We start from the raw sequence: 17175 nt of genomic DNA, 5'->3' as shown, positions 1-17175 counted from the left end.
GTCCCAACGACGGCCGCGCGGGGTGGTTACGCGGGGTCACCGAGAACTTTTTGCGAGTTCTGCAGCGCTCAGGAGACGCCGACCACGGGCAGCCGGAGCGCCCCGGGCGCGGCGTCCGGGACCACCGGCCGCGCGGGTCGCACCGGCGCGACCTGCTCGTAGGCCTCGCCCAGGTCGGGGCGCGGGTCTGCCTGCCCCTTGTTGGGCCAGTACGCCATGGCCCGCTCGGCCTGCGCGGTGATCGTCAGCGACGGGTTCACCCCCAGGTTGGCGGAGATGGCGGACCCGTCGACGACGTGGAGCCCGGGGTAGCCGTAGACGCGCTGGTAGGGGTCGACGACCCCGGACTCCGGCGAGTCGCCGATCGTGCAGCCGCCGATGAAGTGGGCGGTCAGCGGCCGGTTGAAGGGCTCGCCGATGGACCCGCCCGGGGTCCCGCCCATGACCCGCGCCATCCGGCGTACCGCCTCGTTGGCGGCCGGGATCCAGGTGGGGTTGGGGCGACCGTGTCCCTGCCGCGAGGAGAGCCGCCACCCGAGGGGTGTCCGCTGCGGGAACGTCGTGATCGAGTTGTCCAGCGACTGCATCACCAGGGCGATGACGGTGCGCTCCGACCAGTGCCGGAGGTCGTAGAGGTCCCGGACGCTGCGGCGTTCGACCCACAGCTCCCGCAGCCAGGTGCGCCAGCGCGGCAGCGGGCCCTCCCCGTCGGTGAGCACGGTCTGGAGGAGCGCCATGAAGTTGGAGCCCTTGCCGTAGCGGACCGGCTCCACGTGGGTGTCGGCGTCGGGGTGGAAGGAGGAGGTGATCGCCACCCCCTCGGTGTAGTCCACGCTCAGGTCGGGTGCGATCGCGCCGAGGATCGACTCGCTGTTGGTGCGCGTGAGGTGGCCCAGCCGGTCCGACAGCAGCGGCAGGTCGCCCTCGGCCTTCAGCCGGTGGAGCAGGCGCTGGGTGCCCAGGGCGGCCGCGGAGAAGACCACCTGGTCGGCGGTGAACGTCCTGGTCGCCGTACGCCGCGACAGCTTCGCCTTGGTCCAGCGGGCCTCCACGGTGTAGCCGCCGGCCGGGCGTGGCCTGACCCGGGTGACCGTGGTCAGCGGGTGCACGACCGCCCCGGCCTGCTCGGCCAGGTAGAGGTAGTTCTTCACCAGGGTGTTCTTCGCGTTGTGGCGGCACCCGGTCATGCACTCGCCGCAGTTGCGGCACGGGTTGCGGTCGGGGCCGACACCCCCGAAGTAGGGGTCGGCGACCGGCTCCCCGGGCTGCTGCCCGGGACCGCCGAAGAACACGCCGACCGGGGTCGGGTGGAACGTGTGCCCCACCCCCATCTCGCCGGCCACCTTCTCCATCACGTCGTCGGACGGGGTGCGGTGGGGGTAGTCGACCACGCCGAGCATCCGCTTCGCCTGGTCGTAGTAGGGCGCCAGCTCGCGCTTCCAGTCGGTGATGTGGGCCCACGAGGGATCGCGGTAGAAGGCCTCGAGGGGTTCGTAGAGCGTGTTGGCGTAGACGAGCGAGCCGCCGCCCACACCGGCGCCGGCCAGGATCAGGCAGTCCCTGACCATGTCGATGCGCTGGATGCCGTAGCAGCCGACCGCGGGGGCGAAGAGGAACCGCCTGGTGTCGAACGACGTCGCGGCGAAGTCGCTGTCCTCGAAGCGGGCGCCGGCCTCCAGGACGCCCACCCGGTAGCCCTTCTCGGTGAGCCGCAGGGCCGTGACGGAGCCGCCGAAGCCGGACCCGATCACCAGGACGTCGTAGTGGGTCATCGCTCAGGCACGCCCCAGCTTCTTGAGCACGCGCAGCGAGGCGGTCATCACCGCGGCGTACTGCTCCTGGTCCAGCCCGAACGACGGTCCGATGCGTAGGCCGCGCTGGGTGCCGACCGACTGCGTCTCGGTGTAGCGGAGGATGCCCTCGCTCCCCTGCCGGCGCCCCATCCCGGACTGCCGCATGCCGCCCATGGGGGCGGCCAGCGTCCCGAAGGTCGCTCCGAAGCCCTCGTTGATGTTGACCGTCCCGCACCTGATCTCGCGGGCGATCTGCCGGGCGCGACGGCCGTCCTGGCTGTAGATCGAGGCGTTGAGGCCGTAGTCGCCCTGGTTGGCCCGCGCCACCGCGTCGGCCTCGTCGTGGAAGCGGTAGAGCGCCACCACCGGCCCGAAGGTCTCGTGGCCGAAGCAGGTCATCTCGGGGGTGACGCCCTCGAGGATCGTCGGCTCGTAGAAGTACGGGCCGAGGTCGGGGCGGGGGCGGCCGCCGGTGAGCAGCCTCGCGCCCTTGCTCACCGCGTCCTCGACGTGGGTGGTGACCGTGTCGAGCTGCTGCTGGGAGATCAGGGGACCCATGTCGACCGACCAGTCGAGCGTGGAGCCGAGCGTCATCGCCTCGGTCCGGGCCACGAACCGCTCGACGAAGCGGTCGTAGACCTGGTCGGCGACGTAGAACCGCTCGGTGGAGACGCAGAGCTGTCCGGCGTTGGAGAACGCCGCGCGGGTGGCACCCTCGGCGGCCTTCTCCAGGTCGGCGTCCCGGAGCACCAGCAACGGGTTCTTGCCGCCGAGCTCCAGCGAGCACCCGATCAACCGGTCGGCACACTGGGAGGCGATGAGCCGGCCCGTGGCCGTCGAGCCGGTGAAGCAGATGTAGTCGGAGCCCTCGATGAGCGGCGGACCGATGTCCTTGCCCGGGCCGGCCACGACCTGCCAGAGGTCGCGCGGGAGGCCGGCCTGCTCGAGCAGCTCGGCCCCCAGCAGCGCGGTGAGCATGGTCTGGGCGTCGGGCTTGATGACCACGGCGTTCCCGGCAGCCAGCGCCGGCAGCCCGTCGCAGAGCGCCATCGTGAAGGGGTAGTTCCAGGGCGAGATGATGCCCACGACACCCTTCGGCACCCGGTTGAGCTCCACGTGGGTGAGACCCGGGAACATGCCCGGGACCCGCCGGGTCGCGAGGTGGTCCTCGGCGGTGCGGGCGTAGTAGCGCGCGGTGAGCGCGACGTGGGCCACCTCGAGGAACGCGTCCTTGCGCGCCTTGCCGGACTCCAGACCGACCAGGTCACAGATCTCGGCCTGCCGGTCGAGGACCAGGTCGTGGAGGCGCAGCAGCACGGCGGCCCGCTCGGCCACCGGGGTGCGGGCCCAGGTCTCCTGGGCGCGGCGGGCCCGCGCGACGGCGTCCCGCACGTCGGCGGTCGACGACTGGGGCACGTGGGCCAGCGGCTGGCCGTTGAGCGGCGACGAGACGGGCGTGGTCTCCCCGCCGCTGGCGAGGACGCGGCCGGTCAGCCGGCGTACGTCGTCGGGCTCGAGTGCGTAGGAAGCGCGGGGGTCGTGCTCGGGGTCGGCCGGACCGTCGACCAGCGGTCCGCCGGAGGGGTTGGTGGCGCTCATGCCTACCGAGAGTATGTGACCCCGGTCTCGTGATCCAGAGTATGCGGACCGACTGAGACGCTTGACACACTGCGGCGCGCTGTCAAGCGGGGCCGGCGATCTCCGGCGCGCTCACGCGGGCCTCGTCGGCCTCCTGGTCGGTGAGCTTCCGCTGCGACTGCCGCTCGGCCTCCACCCGGCGCAGGTAGTGGTCGACCTCCTCGGCGACGCGGGACTCGTCCCACCCCAGCGCCTCCGCCATCAGCTCCGCCGTCGGGCGGGCGGCGACGGTGCCGCGGTCGAAGGTCTCGATCGAGATGCGGGTACGTCGGGTGAGCACGTCGTCGAGGTGCCGGGCACCCTCGTGGGTGACCGCGTGCACCACCTCGGCGCGCAGGTAGATCCCCTCGCTGCCCTCCAACGGCTCGGCCAGCCCGGGGCTCTCCTCCATCAGGTCGAGCAGCTCGTCGATCAGGCCGCCGTAGCGGCCCAGCAGATGGTCGACGTGGGCCAGGCTCAGCCCGGCGCGGCGCGCCAGCATGACCCGCTGGTTGGTGCGGGCCTCGAAGCCGGACGCGCCCGCGAGCGGGACCCGGTCGGTGATGCAGGTGCGCACCGGCGCCTGGGTGTCCTCGAGCAGGTCGACCACGGCGTCGATGGCGTCCTTGGCCATGACCCGCCACGTCGTCAGCTTGCCGCCGGCGATCAGCACGAGTCCCGGGGCCGGGACGGTGACGGTGTGCTCGCGGGAGATCCGCGAGGTCGGCTCGGTCTCGCCCGACAGGAGCGGTCGCAGCCCGGCGTACACCCCCTCGACGTCGGTGTGGTCGAGCGGCTCCCGCAGCACCCGGTTGGCGTGGCCGAGCAGGTAGTCGATGTCGGCACGACTGGCGGCCGGATGGGCCTTGTCGAGGTCCCACGGGGTGTCGGTGGTGCCGATGATCCAGTGGGTGCCCCACGGGATGACGAAGAGCACGGACTTCTCGGTGCGGGTGATGATCCCGCACTCCGAACGGATCCGGTCGCGCGGCACCACGAGGTGGATCCCCTTGGAGGCGCGGACGTGGAGCCGGCCCGCACCCGCGAGCTGCTGGATCTCGTCGGTCCAGACGCCGGCCGCGTTGATGACGACCCGGGCCCGCACCTCGAGCTCGCGACCCGTCTCGAGGTCCGTGGCCCGGACCCCCACGACCTGGTCACCGTCGCGGAGGAACCCCGACACCCGGGTGCGGGTGGCGACGTGGGCGCCGTAGGAGGCGGCCGTCCGCGCGATCGACACGACCAGGCGGGCGTCGTCGACCTGGCAGTCGTAGTACTTGATCGCCCCGGACAGCTCGTCGGTGCGCAGGTCGGGGGCGATCCGCGCGACCTGCTTGCGGAACAGGTGGCGGTGGCGTGGCACGCCCATGTCGTACTTGCCCAGCATCGCCATCGCGTCGTAGAGCGCCAGCCCGGCGCCGACGTAGGGCCGCTCGAGCGTGCGGTGGAGCGGGTAGAGGAAGGGCACCGGCCGCACCAGGTGGGGCGCCAGCCGCGTCAGCTGCAGCCCGCGCTCGGAGAGCGCCTCGCGCACCAGCCCGAAGTCGAGCATCTCGAGGTAGCGAAGCCCACCGTGGACCAGCTTCGAGCTGCGGCTGCTGGTGCCGGAGGCCAGGTCGCGCTGCTCGAGCAGCCCTACCGAGAGGCCGCGGGTCGCGGCGTCGTTGGCGATGCCGACGCCGGTGATCCCCCCACCGACGACGAGGACGTCGATCGGCCGCTCCGGGGTCGCGGCGCTCATCGCCGCGAGGGACTCCTCGCGGCTCGCCGGCCCCAGCCCACCCGTCACTCGACGACGACCTCGATCCGCTGGAACTCCTTGAGCTCGGTGTAGCCCGTGGTGGCCATCGCCCGGCGCAGCGCGCCCACGAGGTTCATCGTCCCGTCGGCGACCCGCGAGGGGCCGAACAGGATCTCCTCGAGCGTGCCCACCGTCTCGAACTGGACCCGCTGGCCGCGGGGCAGCTCGGGGTGGTGGGCCTCGGTCCCCCAGTGGAAGCCGTGGCCCGGGGCGTCGCTGGCGCGGGCGAACGGCGAGCCGACCATGACCGCGTCGGCACCGCAGGCGACGGCCTTGGCGATGTCACCCGAGCGGCCGATGGAGCCGTCGGCGATCACGTGGACGTAGCGGCCGCCGGACTCGTCGAGGTAGTCGCGGCGCGCAGCGGCCACGTCGGCGACGGCGCTGGCCATGGGGACCGCCAGGCCGAGGACGGTGCGCGTGGTGTGGGCCGCTCCCCCGCCGAACCCGACGAGGACGCCGGCCGCGCCGGTGCGCATGAGGTGGAGGGCGGCCTGGTAGGTCGCACACCCGCCGACGATGACCGGTACGTCGAGCTCGTAGATGAACTCCTTGAGGTTGAGCGGCTCGGCCTGGCTCGAGACGTGCTCGGCACTGACGGTGGTGCCCCGGATCACGAACATGTCGACGCCGGCGTCCACGACGGTCTTGGCGAACTCCTTGGTCCGCTGCGGGCTCAGGCTGCCCGCCACGGTCACGCCCGCGTCGCGCATCTGGTGGAGGCGGGCCGTGATCAGCTCGGGCTTGATCGGCTCGGCGTACATGTCCTGCATCCGGGTGGTCGCCTCGGCGCCGTCGAGGTCGGCCACCTCCGCGAGCAGCGCGGTCGGGTCGTCGTAGCGGGTCCAGAGCCCCTCGAGGTTGAGGACGCCGAGCCCGCCGTGGCGGCCCAGGGCGATGGCGGTCGTCGGCGACATGACCGAGTCCATCGGCGCGGCGACGATCGGGAGCTCGAACCGGTAGGCGTCGATCTGCCAGGCGGTGCTGACCTCCTCGGGGTCGCGGGTACGCCGGGAGGGGACGATGGCGATGTCGTCGAAGGAAAAGGCGCGGCGACCCCGCTTGGCCCGGCCGATCTCGATCTCCGTCACGCCGTCAGGCTACCGAGTCGGTCGACCCCGGACCGGTGGCCGGTGCAGGATGACCCCCGTGGACGGCATCGGCGGACTCTCGGGATGGCTCGGCACGGTGATCGGCACACCCGATCCCCCCGGGCTCGGTCGGTTCTACCAGGCGCTGCTCGGCGGCGACCTCGACCAGGGCGATCCGGCGTTCGTCACCCTCCACCGGAGCGGGACGCGGACCTATCTTGCCTTCCAGCTCGAGGAGGAGCACGTGCCGCCCGCGTGGCCGACGACGCCGGGTGACCAGCAGATGCAGCTCCACCTCGACGTCGGCGTCCGCTCGGTGCCCGACGCCGTCCGCGCGGCGGAGGGCCTCGGCGCCACCCAGGCGTCGTACCAGCCCCAGGACGACGTCCGCGTCATGCTCGACCCCGCCGGCCACCCGTTCTGCCTCTACCGCGACGCCGGCTGACCCGTCACTCCGGCTGGTCCACACCCTGCCGAGCCGTCACTTGTGCTGGTTCAGACCGTGCCGAGCCGTCACTGCAGCTGGTTCAGACCGTGCCGAGCCGTCACTGCAGCTGGTTTACCCGGTCCGACGAGCCGCCAGGCGTGGCGCGAGCCCACCGTGGCGCTCATGGCAGGAGGCGTCAGAGGGCTGTGTTCACGCTGCAGAACTGACGGCTCGGCGGCTCGTGAACCAGCAGAACTGACGGCTCGGCCCCATCTGAACCAGCACAAGTGACGGCTCGGCGCCATCTGAACCAGCACAAGTGACGGCTCGGCGGGGTCAGGGTGGTCAGCGGCCGGTGTAGTTGGGGGCCTCGCTGGTCATCTGGACCCCGTGGGGGTGGCTCTCGGTGAGCGAGGCCGAGGTGATGCGCACGAACCGACCCTTCTCCTGCAGCTCGGGGACGGTCCGCGCGCCGACGTAGAACATCGACTGGTTGAGGCCGCCGATCAGCTGGTGGGCGACGGCGGCCAGCGGTCCCCGGTAGGCCACCTGGCCCTCGATGCCCTCGGGGACGATCTCGTCGTCGGAGGCCACCTCGGCCTGGAAGTAGCGGTCCTTCGAGTACGACTTCTTGCCCCGGCTGCTCATCGCGCCGAGCGAGCCCATCCCGCGGTAGGACTTGTACTGCTTGCCGTTGACGAACACCAGCTCACCGGGTGACTCCTCGCAGCCGGCGAGCAGCGACCCCACCATGACCGTGTCGGCGCCCGCGACGATCGCCTTCGCGATCTCGCCGGAGTACTTCATGCCCCCGTCGGCGATGACGGGTACGCCGGCGGGCCGGCACGCCAGCGAGGCGTCGTGGACCGCGGTGATCTGGGGGACCCCCACGCCGGTGACGACCCGGGTGGTGCAGATCGAACCCGGCCCGACGCCGACCTTGACCGCGTCGGCCCCCGCGTCGACGAAGGCCTGCGCGCCCTCACGGGTCGCGACGTTGCCGCCGATCACCTGAACGTGGGCGGTCGCGGGGTCGGACTTCAGCCGGGCGACCATGTCGAGCAGCAGCCGCACGTTGCCGTGGGCGGTGTCGGCCACCAGCACGTCGACGCCCGCCTCGACCAGCGTGGTCGCGCGGTCCCAGGCGTCGCCGAAGTAGCCGATCGCGGCACCGACCATGAGCCGACCGTCGGCGTCCTTGGACGCCTTCGGGAACTGCTCGGACTTCACGAAGTCCTTGACGGTGATCAGGCCCGCGAGACGGCCCTGCTCGTCGACGAGCGGGAGCCGCTCCCTCTTGTGCTTGCGCAGCAGTGCCGTGGCCTCGTCGCGGGAGATGCCGACGTGGCCGGTGACCAGCGGCATCCGCGTCATGACCTCGTCCACCTTGGTGGTGGCCCACTCCGCGACCGGGGTGAAACGCAGGTCGCGGTTGGTGCAGATGCCGAGCAGCCGCTCCTCCACGTCGACGACCGGCAGGCCCGAGACGCGGTACTCCCCACAGATCCGGTCGAGGTCCTCCAGCGTCGCATCGGGCCCGATCGTGACGGGGTTGGAGATGATGCCGGTCTGGGTCCGCTTCACGAGGTCGACCTGGTAGGCCTGGTCGGCGACCGACAGGTTGCGGTGCAGCACCCCGAGACCGCCTTGGCGCGCCATCGCGATCGCCATCCGCGACTCGGTCACGGTGTCCATGGCCGCGCTGACGAGCGGCACGCGCAGCGAGATCTCGCGGGTCAACCGCGAGGTGGTGTCGATGTCGCTGGGTGCCAGGTCGGAGTGGCCGGGCAGCAGCAGCACGTCGTCGTAGGTGAGACCGAGCGCGGCGAACTTCTCAGGGACCTCCACGCGCCTCAGTCTAGGTGCCGCGCCCGCGCAGCCGGGCAGCCGCTTCGACCACTTGCCACCATGGGGGCATGCGCGACCTTCCGCCCCACGTCCTGGTCCTCTTCGGCGCCACCGGCGACCTGGCTGCCCGCAAGCTCTTCCCGGGCCTCTACACGCTGGCCGCCCGCGGGCTCCTCCCCGAGGAATACGCCGTCGTCGGCAGCGGCCGCAGCGAGCGGTCCGACGACGAGGTCCGCGACCTGGTCCGGCAGGCGGTCGACGACGCCGTCGACGACGTCGACGAGGGGGTGCTGGAGGACCTGCTGGGGCGGCTGAGCTACTGCGCGGCCACCGATGAGGACGGCTCCGACCTCGCCGAGGTGGTCCGGGCCGTCGAGGACGACCTCGACACCGAGGTGGGCAACGTGCGCCGGCTGCTCTACCTCTCCGTGCCGCCGGACGTGCTGGAGTCGATGGCGGCCATGCTCGGGCGCGAGGGCCTGACCGAGCGGGCACGGCTGGTCGTCGAGAAGCCCTTCGGCCTCGACCTGGCCAGCTCTCGCAGCCTGGACGCCGCGCTCCGGGAGGTCGCCGAGGAGGACCAGGTTTTCCGCATCGACCACTTCCTCGGCAAGGAGGCGGTGCAGAACATCCTGGCGCTGCGGTTCGCCAACGGGGTGCTGGAACCGGCCTGGAACCGGCACAGCATCGAGTCGGTGCAGATCGACGTCCCCGAGACCCTCGGGATGGAGGGGCGGGGCAGCTTCTACGAGTCGACCGGCTGCCTGCGTGACATGGTCTCGACCCACCTGTGCCAGCTGCTGGGCTTCGTGGCGCTGGAGGAGCCGGAGGACCTCGACGAGCGGTCGGTCCGCGACGCCAAGGCGGCCGTGTTCGAGAGCCTGCGGCCCCTCGACCCCAGCCGGGTCGTGCTCGGTCAGTACGACGGCTACCGGGACGAGGACGACGTCGACGACGACTCCGACGTCGAGACCCTCGTCGCGCTGGAGGCGTACGTCGACAACGACCGCTGGCGCGACGTGCCCTTCCTGCTGCGCACCGGCAAGCGGATGGCCGAGACACGGAGGACCATCACCCTGCGCTTCCGCACCCCGGCCACGACCGTGCTGCCCGGTGCCGAGTGCGCCGCCAACGAGCTGGTGCTGGAGCTCACCGACGACGTGCAGATCCAGCTCGACGTGCGAGCCAAGCGACCCGGGCCCACGATGCACCTGACCGAGGGCACCTTCCGCCTCGACCTGGCCGAGGACGTGGACGAGGAGGAGGCCGAGCCGCTGGCGGCGTACGAGCGGCTGCTGCTCGACACGCTGGAGGGCGACCGGACGTTCTTCACCCGCTCCGACGAGGTGGACCGGCTCTGGCAGGTGGTGCAACCGGTCCTCGACGACCGGCCGCAGGTGCACCCGTACGAGCCGGGCAGCTGGGGGCCCGAGGCGGCGGTGGCCCTGGCGCCCGGCGGATGGCGGCTCGGCCGATGAGCGGGCAGGCCGCGATCTCCGACCACGGGATCATCGGCGACCTGCGCAGCTGCGCCCTGGTCGCGACCGACGGGACCATCGACTGGTTCTGTCCGCAGCGCTTCGACGGCCCGAGCGTCTTCGGCCGCCTGCTCGACGAGGACGCCGGCCACTGGGGCATCGAGATCGTCGGCGGCCACAGCAGGACCCACCAGTTCTACCTGCCCGACTCCGCGGTGCTGGTGACGCGGTTCATGTGCCCGGCGGGGGTCGCCGAGGTGCACGACTTCTTCCCCCTGCTGCAGGCGCACGACCCCGACCACCGGCAACGGCTGGTACGCCGGATCCGCTCGGTGCGCGGCGAGGTCACGATCCGGACGGTCCTGCAGGCGCGGCCCGACTACGGCCGCGAGCGGCCCAGCCCGCAGCGCACCGACGCCGGGGTGCTCCTGGTCGACGGCGACGTACGCCTCGGCATCACGGCCACCCACGACCTCGAGGTGGTCGACGGCGGCGTGGCGGCGGAGGTGACCCTCGACCACGGGCAGGAGGCGCGCTTCACCCTGCACGTGCTGGAAGCCGGGGACGACCTCCCGGAGGAGTCGGACCTCGAGCACGCCTTCGAGGAGACGACCCGGTTCTGGAGGTCGTGGCTGGACCGTTCCCTCTACCGGGGCCGGTGGCGCGAGATGGTGCAGCGGTCCGCGATCACCCTCAAGCTGCTGACCCACGAGCCGACCGGTGCCGTGGTGGCCGCACCGACCACGAGCCTGCCCGAGGAGGTCGGGGGCGAGCGCAACTGGGACTACCGCTACGTGTGGGTCCGGGACGCCGCCTTCACGATCTACGCGCTGCTGCGGCTCGGCTTCACCGACGAGGCGGCGTCCTTCATGCGGTGGCTGTCCGAGCGCATGGGGGACGACACGACGTCGGAGGGCGGCTCCGACGGATCCGGCCTGGGGCCGCTGCGCAACCTCTACGACCTCGACGGCAACGTGCCCGGCACCGAGCACGAGCTCGACCACCTCCGCGGCCACGCCGACTCACGCCCGGTCCGGGTCGGCAACGCCGCCGCCGAGCAGCTGCAGCTCGACATCTACGGCGAGGTCATCGACTCGGTCTACCTCTACAACAAGTACGGACCCGGCATCAGCGTCGACGCGTGGCGGGACATGACCCGCATCGTCGACTGGGTGGCGGAGCACTGGGAACGTGAGGACGCCGGGATGTGGGAGATCCGGGACGACCCCCGGCCCCACACCACCTCCCGCCTGATGTGCTGGGTCGCCATCGAGCGGATGATCCGGATGGCCCGGCAGCGCGGCCTCCCCGGCGACCTCTCCGCCTGGGGCAGGGTGCGCGACGCGATCCAGCGCCACGTCGTGGAGGACTGCTGGAACGACGAGCTCGGTTCTTTCGTCCAGCACGCCGGCGGCGACACGGTCGACGCCGGGCTGCTGCTGATGCCGCTGGTGAAGTTCCTCGCCCCCAACGACCCACGGTTCCTCTCCACGCTCGAGGCGCTGGAGGACCGGCTGGTCGCCGACAGCCTGGTCTTCCGCTACGACCTCGGCCGCGCCCCCGACGGGCTCGACGGCGTCGAGGGCACGTTCTCGATCTGCTCGTTCTGGTACGTCGAGGCGCTGACCCGGGCGGGCCGGCTCGAGGACGCGCGGCTGGCGCTCGAGAAGATGTTCACCTACGCCAACCACCTCGGTCTGTACGCCGAGCAGGTGGGCCTGACCGGTGACCAGCTGGGCAACTTCCCGCAGGCCTTCACCCACCTCAGCCTGATCTCGGCGGCCATCAACCTCGACCGCGCGCTGGGCTGAGAGCCGAGGGCGTCAGCCGGTGGCGCGTCCGGCGGGAGGACGGGAGACCCCTCGGCTCACGGATTCCGCACGGTCGGGCGCGGCCGCGGGTCCGGCCCGGTGACGGCCAGGTGCCAGACCCAGAAGCCCAGGCCTGCCGCGACCATCACGGTCGACGCCAGGGCCAGGGTCAGCACGGAGCCGGTCACCAACGGCGCGAGCGCGCTGGCCGCGACCCCGTTGAGCAGCAGGGTGAAGAACGTGAACATCGAGACCGCCGCGCCCCGGCTGGCCGGGAACATGTCGAGCAGCGCCAGCTGGAGGCTGGGGTACGCCGCCGCCGTACCGACCGCGATCAGCGCCGGACCCACGACGGCCCAGGGCAGGTCGGCCGCGGTCGGCAGCGTCGCCAGCCCCACGTTGACCAGCGCCCCGAGGACCGAGAACACAATGGCCGCCGTGATCAGGGTGCTGGGAGCCACGCGGCCGGCTGCACGACCGGAGACGAGCGCGCCCAGCGTGACGCCGCCGATCATCGGCACGAAGAAGACCCAGAAGTCGAGCTCGCCCAGACCGAGCAGCTCCACGACGAAGATCGGCGCGGCCCCGATGTAGAGGAACTGCCCCGCGAAGCCGAGCGCCGCGGCCCACGCGACCCGGTGGAAGGGCAGGTGGCGGGTCACCGCCAGCATCGACCCGACCAGCGCCCCCACCCTCAGCGGCGTGCGCTGGTCGGGCGGGTGGGTCTCGGGGAGGGCGACGGCCACCACCGTCACGAGGAGCAGCCCGATCCCCGCCATGAACCAGAAGACGACCGGCCACGGACCCACCTGCAGCAGGAGGCCGCCGATGATCGGCGCGACCGCCGGGGCGAGGCCGAAGATGAGCATGATCCGGCTCATCATCCGCTGCGCCTGCGCGCCGTCGTACATGTCGCGCACCACCGTGCGGCTGACGATCACCCCACCGCCCGCGCTGAGACCCTGCAGCACCCGGAACACCAGCAGGCTGCCGAGGCCGGGGGCGAAGGCGCAGCCGATCGACGACGCGACGTAGACCGCGACCCCACCGACGATGACCGGCTTGCGGCCCAGCGCGTCGGAGAGCGGCCCGTGGAAGGGGCTCATCAGCCCGAACGCGAGCAGGTACGTCGAGACGACGAGCTGCATCTCGGCGCTGTCGACCGCGAAGTCGCGGCCCATCTCCTGGAACGCCGGGAAGGGGGTGTCGATGCTGAAGGGACCGAGCATCGACAGGCCGGCGAGGATGACCGGCACCAACCACAGCAGGCGCCGCTCCGCGGCACGGGAGAGCACGGGGGAGGTCACGCCGCAGCCTTCCACACGCCGGCCGCCCGGCGACGGGTGGTCGCGCTCAGCCCACGGCCGCCGGCGCGGTCGCCGGCTCCCGACGCGCCCACACCTGCCAACCGACGGCCGTGAGCACCGCGATCACCCACAGCTGCAGCTCCTCCCACACCCAGTGCGGGTCCTGCTCGGGCGCGAGGGCGGCGATCGCGGTGTCGATGACCATCCAGGCCACGAAGAGGCCGGTCACGGCCCCGAGCACCCCGAGCAGGCGCACCGCCAGCCCCCGCCCGGCCGTGACGGCCAGCCCGATCGCCACCACGCCGACCAGGAAGGTGAGCATGCCCGCCAGGAACAGCGGGCTCTCTGCCGGGCTGCGGTCGAGCCCACCCGCGGTCCCGATCGCCACGGCCTTGACCGCCCAGATCACCACTGCCCCGGTCGTCGCCCAGGTGGCCACCCTCGCTGCCGTCATGGGGGAAGTGAAGCACCCGCGAGCCCACCGCACGGGCAACCCGCCGGGGACGACGACGGCCCACCCGGTGAGACCGGGTGGGCCGTCGCGTTGAGCAGGTGGCTCAGTGGCCGTGGCCGTGGCCATGGCCGGCGGCAGCCGGCTCCTCCTCCTCGGGCTTGTCGACGACCAGCGTCTCGGTCGTCAGCAGCATGGCGGCGATCGAGGTGGCGTTGACCAGCGCGGAACGGGTCACCTTCACCGGGTCGAGGACGCCCTGGCCGACCAGGTCGCCGTACTCGCCGGTCGCGGCGTTGAAGCCGGTGCCGGTGCCGCCCTCGCGGACCTTGGCGACCACGACGTAGCCGTTGTCGCCGCCGTTCTCGGCGATCCAGCGCAGCGGCTCGTCGGCGGCCTTGCGCACGACACGGACGCCGACGGCCTCGTCACCCTCGAGCCCGAGGTCGTTGTCGAGCACCGAGACCGCGTGGATCAGCGAGGAACCACCGCCAGGGACGATGCCCTCCTCGATCGCGGCGCGCGTCGCGGAGACGGCGTCCTCGATGCGGTGCTTCTTCTCCTTCAGCTCCACCTCGGTGGCGGCGCCGACCTTGATCACGCAGACGCCGCCGGCCAGCTTGGCCAGCCGCTCCTGCAGCTTCTCGCGGTCCCAGTCGGAGTCGGTGTTCTCGATCTCCGCCTTGATCTGGTTGACCCGCGCCTCGACCTCGGCGGCGTCGCCGGCCCCGTCGACGATCGTCGTGTTGTCCTTGGTGACCACGACGCGCCGGGCCTGGCCCAGCACCTCCAGACCGACCTGGTCGAGCTTGAGCCCGACCTCGGGGGCCACGACCTGGCCGCCGGTGAGGGTCGCGATGTCCTGCATCATCGCCTTGCGACGGTCGCCGAACGCCGGGCTCTTGACGGCCACCGCGGTGAAGGTGCCGCGGATCTTGTTGACCACCAGCGTCGAGAGGGCCTCGCCCTCCACGTCCTCGGCGAGGATGAAGAGCGGCTTGCTCGCGCCCATGACCTTCTCCAGCAGCGGCAGCAGCTCCTGCACCGAGGAGATCTTGCCCTGGTGGAGCAGGATGTAGGGCTCGTCGAGGACGGCCTCCATGCGCTCCGGGTCGGAGACGAAGTACGCCGAGATGTAGCCCTTGTCGAACTGCATGCCCTCGGTGAACTCGAGCTCGGTGCCCATGGTGTTGGCTTCCTCGACGGTGATCACACCGTCCTTGCCGACTTTGTCGAAGGCCTGCGCGAGGAGCTCGCCGATGTGGCTGTCGCGGGAGCTGATGGTGGCGACGGAGGCCATGTCCTCCTTGGTCTCCACCTCGCGCGCGGTCTCGAGCAGCGCGTCGCTGACGGCCTCGGCCGCGGCGTCCATGCCGCGCTTGAGGCCCATCGGGTTGACGCCGGCCGCGACGGCCCGCAGGCCCTCGTGGACCATGGCCTGCGCGAGCACCGTCGCGGTGGTCGTGCCGTCACCGGCGATGTCGTTGGTCTTGGTGGCGACCTCCTTGGTGAGCTGGGCACCGAGGTTCTCGAAGGGGTCGTCGAGCTCGACCTCACGGGCGACGGTTACTCCGTCGTTGGTGATGGTCGGGGCGCCCCACTTCTTGTCGAGCACGACGTAGCGGCCCTTGGGGCCGAGGGTCACCTTGACGGTGTCGGCGAGGGCGTCGACACCGCGCTCGAGCGCGCGGCGGGCGTCCTCGTCGAACTCCAGGATCTTGGGCATGGGGTTCCTCGTTCTCCTCGTGGGTGGGGAAACGGATAGTCCCTAACGAACGGGCTGACGATTCCGGGGAATCGCGACCGTTTCGTTAGGGACTATCGCGAAAAGGGGTGGAACGTCAGCCGACCACGGCGAGGACGTCGCGGGCGCTGAGGATCAGGTACTCCTCACCGGCGTACTTGACCTCGGTGCCGCCGTACTTGCTGTAGATGACCTTGTCGCCCACGGCCACGTCCAGCGGGACGCGGTTGCCGTTGTCGTCGATGCGACCGGGACCGATCGCCAGGACCTCGCCCTCCTGGGGCTTCTCCTTGGCGGTGTCGGGGATGACCAGGCCGGAGGCGGTGGTCTGCTCGGCGTCGAGGGGCTTCACGACGATGCGGTCCTCGAGGGGCTTGATGTTGACCGACACTTCTGATCAACCTCTACTTTCTCTTCATCCTGCGGAGGAGCCCGGCGGCTCCGGGACGTTTGTGCCTGCGGGGGACGTACGTCGTCGCGGGTGCCGTGCGTCGTCGCAAGCGCTGGCACCCTCAGGGCGAGAGTGCCAGATCAGACGCTAGCACTCACCCCACGTGAGTGCCAGAGTGGGCTGCCCAGGCCCGACCGTGTCGACCGGCTCCACCTGCCGGGAGCCCCACCCGCTCCTCTGACAGGATCGGCGGATGCACCTCGACGCCTTCCGGTGGCTGCTCACCGACGACGGTCAGCAGCTGCTCGCCGCCGCCGAGTCCGAGACCGGCGAGGAGCTGGCGGTGCAGTCCCGGCTGCGCAGGTTGGGCACCTCCGACCAGGTGGCGGCCGCCCTCACCCAGGTCGAGCTGCGACGCCGCGCCGTCGACAAGTTCGGCGACCTGGCCCGCCGGATGTACTTCACCCCCGAGGGCCTCGAGCAGGCGACCCGGCTCCCGGTCGCGCGCCACCGCGCGGCCCGGCTCGAGGCGGCCTCGACCACCACCGTCATCGACCTGGGCTGCGGCATCGGCGGCGACCTCGTCGCGGCCGCGGCGGCGGGCATGACCGTGGCGGGAGTCGACCTCGACCCGGTGCGCGTCGCGGTGGCCGAGGCCAACCTGGCGGCGCTGGGGCTGCCCGGCGCGGTCACGGTCGCCGACGCGACCCGGCTCGACACCTCCCCCTTCGACGTGGCGTTCGCCGACCCCGCACGGCGCTCCGCGCGCGGTCGGCAGTTCTCCGTCGACGACTGGACGCCGCCGTGGTCGTTCGTCTCGGAGCTGTTCCGGCGCGCCGCGTGCGTCAAGGTGGCCCCGGGCATCCCCCACGACCTGGTTCCCGCCGAGGTGGAGGCCGAGTGGGTCAGCGACCACGGCGAGGTGAAGGAGGCCGCGCTCTGGTCGGAGAGGCTGGCGACCGTCTCGCGCCGGGCCACGGTGATCGGCCACGGTGGCCTGGCGACGATCACCGACGAGGACGACGACGCGGCGGAGGTCCGGGCCGTGGCCGACTACCTCTACGAGCCGGACGGCGCGGTGATCCGGGCGGGGCTGGTCACCGCCGTCGCCGCGGGGGTCGGTGGCGGACTCGTCGACGAGCACATCGCCTACGTCACCTCCGACCACGCCTTCCGGACCCCGTTCGCCCGCGGCTACCGGGTGACCGAGGAGCTCCCCTACCGGGAGAAGCCGCTCCGCGCCGCCCTGCGCGAGCGTGGGATCGGATCACTGACGATCAAGAAGCGCGGGGTCAGCGTCGTGCCCGACCAGCTGCGACAGCGGCTGTCGCTGCAGGGTGACCGGGCCGCGACGCTGGTACTGACGCGGGTCGCCGGCCACGGGACCGCGCTGCTCGTCGAGCCGCTCTAGGCGGC

The 17175-nt window shown here is 71.8% G+C and carries 13 protein-coding genes; 4 read left to right on the top strand and 9 right to left on the bottom strand.

Going from position 1 to position 17175, the window contains the following annotated elements:
• Positions 1-68 precede the first annotated feature (68 nt).
• The 4 genes from K6T13_RS03950 to K6T13_RS03935 form a co-directional block, all read right to left on the bottom strand.
• Positions 69-1772: a GMC oxidoreductase gene (locus K6T13_RS03950; RefSeq protein ID WP_222897232.1), complete on the bottom strand. Its 1704-nt coding sequence runs from the start codon at positions 1770-1772 to the stop codon at positions 69-71.
• A gap of 3 nt (positions 1773-1775) precedes the next feature.
• Positions 1776-3392 carry a succinic semialdehyde dehydrogenase gene (locus K6T13_RS03945; protein WP_222897231.1) on the bottom strand — a complete coding sequence of 539 codons (1617 nt, stop codon included), beginning with the start codon at positions 3390-3392 and terminating at the stop codon, positions 1776-1778.
• An 82-nt stretch (positions 3393-3474) separates the two neighbouring features.
• Positions 3475-5151, bottom strand: a complete 1677-nt coding sequence (glpD, locus tag K6T13_RS03940; protein WP_222897230.1) for a glycerol-3-phosphate dehydrogenase — start codon at positions 5149-5151, stop codon at positions 3475-3477.
• 44 nt (positions 5152-5195) lie between these two features.
• A complete protein-coding gene (locus tag K6T13_RS03935; protein WP_222897229.1) occupies positions 5196-6302 on the bottom strand; it encodes a GuaB3 family IMP dehydrogenase-related protein in 1107 nt (368 codons plus the stop codon).
• Positions 6303-6360: 58 nt separating this feature from the next.
• On the opposite strand from K6T13_RS03935, the gene K6T13_RS03930 reads away from it, so the two are divergent.
• Complete coding sequence (locus tag K6T13_RS03930; RefSeq protein ID WP_249423923.1) at positions 6361-6747, top strand: VOC family protein; 387 nt, start codon at positions 6361-6363, stop codon at positions 6745-6747.
• A gap of 327 nt (positions 6748-7074) precedes the next feature.
• On the opposite strand, the gene guaB is transcribed toward K6T13_RS03930, so the two are convergent.
• Positions 7075-8577, bottom strand: a complete 1503-nt coding sequence (guaB, locus tag K6T13_RS03925) for an IMP dehydrogenase (RefSeq protein WP_222897227.1) — start codon at positions 8575-8577, stop codon at positions 7075-7077.
• Between the two features lie 68 nt (positions 8578-8645).
• Between guaB and zwf the strand changes: the two genes are divergently transcribed.
• Together zwf and K6T13_RS03915 are read left to right on the top strand one after the other, a co-directional pair.
• Positions 8646-10055: a glucose-6-phosphate dehydrogenase gene (zwf, locus tag K6T13_RS03920; protein ID WP_222897226.1), complete on the top strand. Its 1410-nt coding sequence runs from the start codon at positions 8646-8648 to the stop codon at positions 10053-10055.
• Positions 10052-11866 carry a glycoside hydrolase family 15 protein gene (locus tag K6T13_RS03915; protein WP_222897225.1) on the top strand — a complete coding sequence of 605 codons (1815 nt, stop codon included), beginning with the start codon at positions 10052-10054 and terminating at the stop codon, positions 11864-11866. The genes zwf and K6T13_RS03915 overlap by 4 nt, the downstream gene beginning before the upstream one ends.
• A 56-nt stretch (positions 11867-11922) precedes the next feature.
• Here K6T13_RS03915 and K6T13_RS03910 read toward each other — a convergent pair whose 3' ends face one another.
• From K6T13_RS03910 to groES, 4 genes are all read right to left on the bottom strand, one after another.
• The gene (locus K6T13_RS03910) at positions 11923-13173 is read right to left on the bottom strand and encodes a multidrug effflux MFS transporter (protein WP_222897224.1); all 1251 of its coding nucleotides are present in this window, start codon (positions 13171-13173) and stop codon (positions 11923-11925) included.
• Positions 13174-13219: 46 nt separating this feature from the next.
• Complete coding sequence (locus K6T13_RS03905; protein WP_222897223.1) at positions 13220-13627, bottom strand: hypothetical protein; 408 nt, start codon at positions 13625-13627, stop codon at positions 13220-13222.
• Between the two features lie 103 nt (positions 13628-13730).
• Entirely contained in the window at positions 13731-15350 is a 1620-nt protein-coding gene (groL, locus tag K6T13_RS03900; protein WP_222897222.1) for a chaperonin GroEL, read from the bottom strand.
• A gap of 115 nt (positions 15351-15465) precedes the next feature.
• Positions 15466-15759 carry a co-chaperone GroES gene (gene groES / locus K6T13_RS03895; protein ID WP_222897221.1) on the bottom strand — a complete coding sequence of 98 codons (294 nt, stop codon included), beginning with the start codon at positions 15757-15759 and terminating at the stop codon, positions 15466-15468.
• 253 nt (positions 15760-16012) lie between these two features.
• On the opposite strand from groES, the gene K6T13_RS03890 reads away from it, so the two are divergent.
• Entirely contained in the window at positions 16013-17170 is a 1158-nt protein-coding gene (locus tag K6T13_RS03890; protein ID WP_222897220.1) for a class I SAM-dependent methyltransferase, read from the top strand.
• The last annotated feature ends 5 nt before the right edge of the window (positions 17171-17175 follow it).

Source organism: Nocardioides coralli (assembly GCF_019880385.1).
In the GTDB taxonomy this organism is placed as follows: Bacteria; Actinomycetota; Actinomycetes; order Propionibacteriales; family Nocardioidaceae; genus Nocardioides; species Nocardioides coralli.
This window is presented reverse-complemented; position numbering and strand designations above follow the sequence as displayed.

What these genes read in the sequence shown, in the direction of transcription:
- K6T13_RS03950 (WP_222897232.1), bottom strand. Translation starts at nt 1,772, where the DNA reads ATGACCCACTACGACGTCCTGGTGATCGGGTCCGGCTTCGGCGGCTCC.
- K6T13_RS03945 (WP_222897231.1), bottom strand. Translation starts at nt 3,392, where the DNA reads ATGAGCGCCACCAACCCCTCCGGCGGACCGCTGGTCGACGGTCCGGCC.
- glpD (WP_222897230.1), bottom strand. Translation starts at nt 5,151, where the DNA reads ATGAGCGCCGCGACCCCGGAGCGGCCGATCGACGTCCTCGTCGTCGGT.
- zwf (WP_222897226.1), top strand. Translation starts at nt 8,646, where the DNA reads ATGCGCGACCTTCCGCCCCACGTCCTGGTCCTCTTCGGCGCCACCGGC.
- K6T13_RS03915 (WP_222897225.1), top strand. Translation starts at nt 10,052, where the DNA reads ATGAGCGGGCAGGCCGCGATCTCCGACCACGGGATCATCGGCGACCTG.
- K6T13_RS03905 (WP_222897223.1), bottom strand. Translation starts at nt 13,627, where the DNA reads ATGACGGCAGCGAGGGTGGCCACCTGGGCGACGACCGGGGCAGTGGTG.
- groL (WP_222897222.1), bottom strand. Translation starts at nt 15,350, where the DNA reads ATGCCCAAGATCCTGGAGTTCGACGAGGACGCCCGCCGCGCGCTCGAG.
- K6T13_RS03890 (WP_222897220.1), top strand. Translation starts at nt 16,013, where the DNA reads ATGCACCTCGACGCCTTCCGGTGGCTGCTCACCGACGACGGTCAGCAG.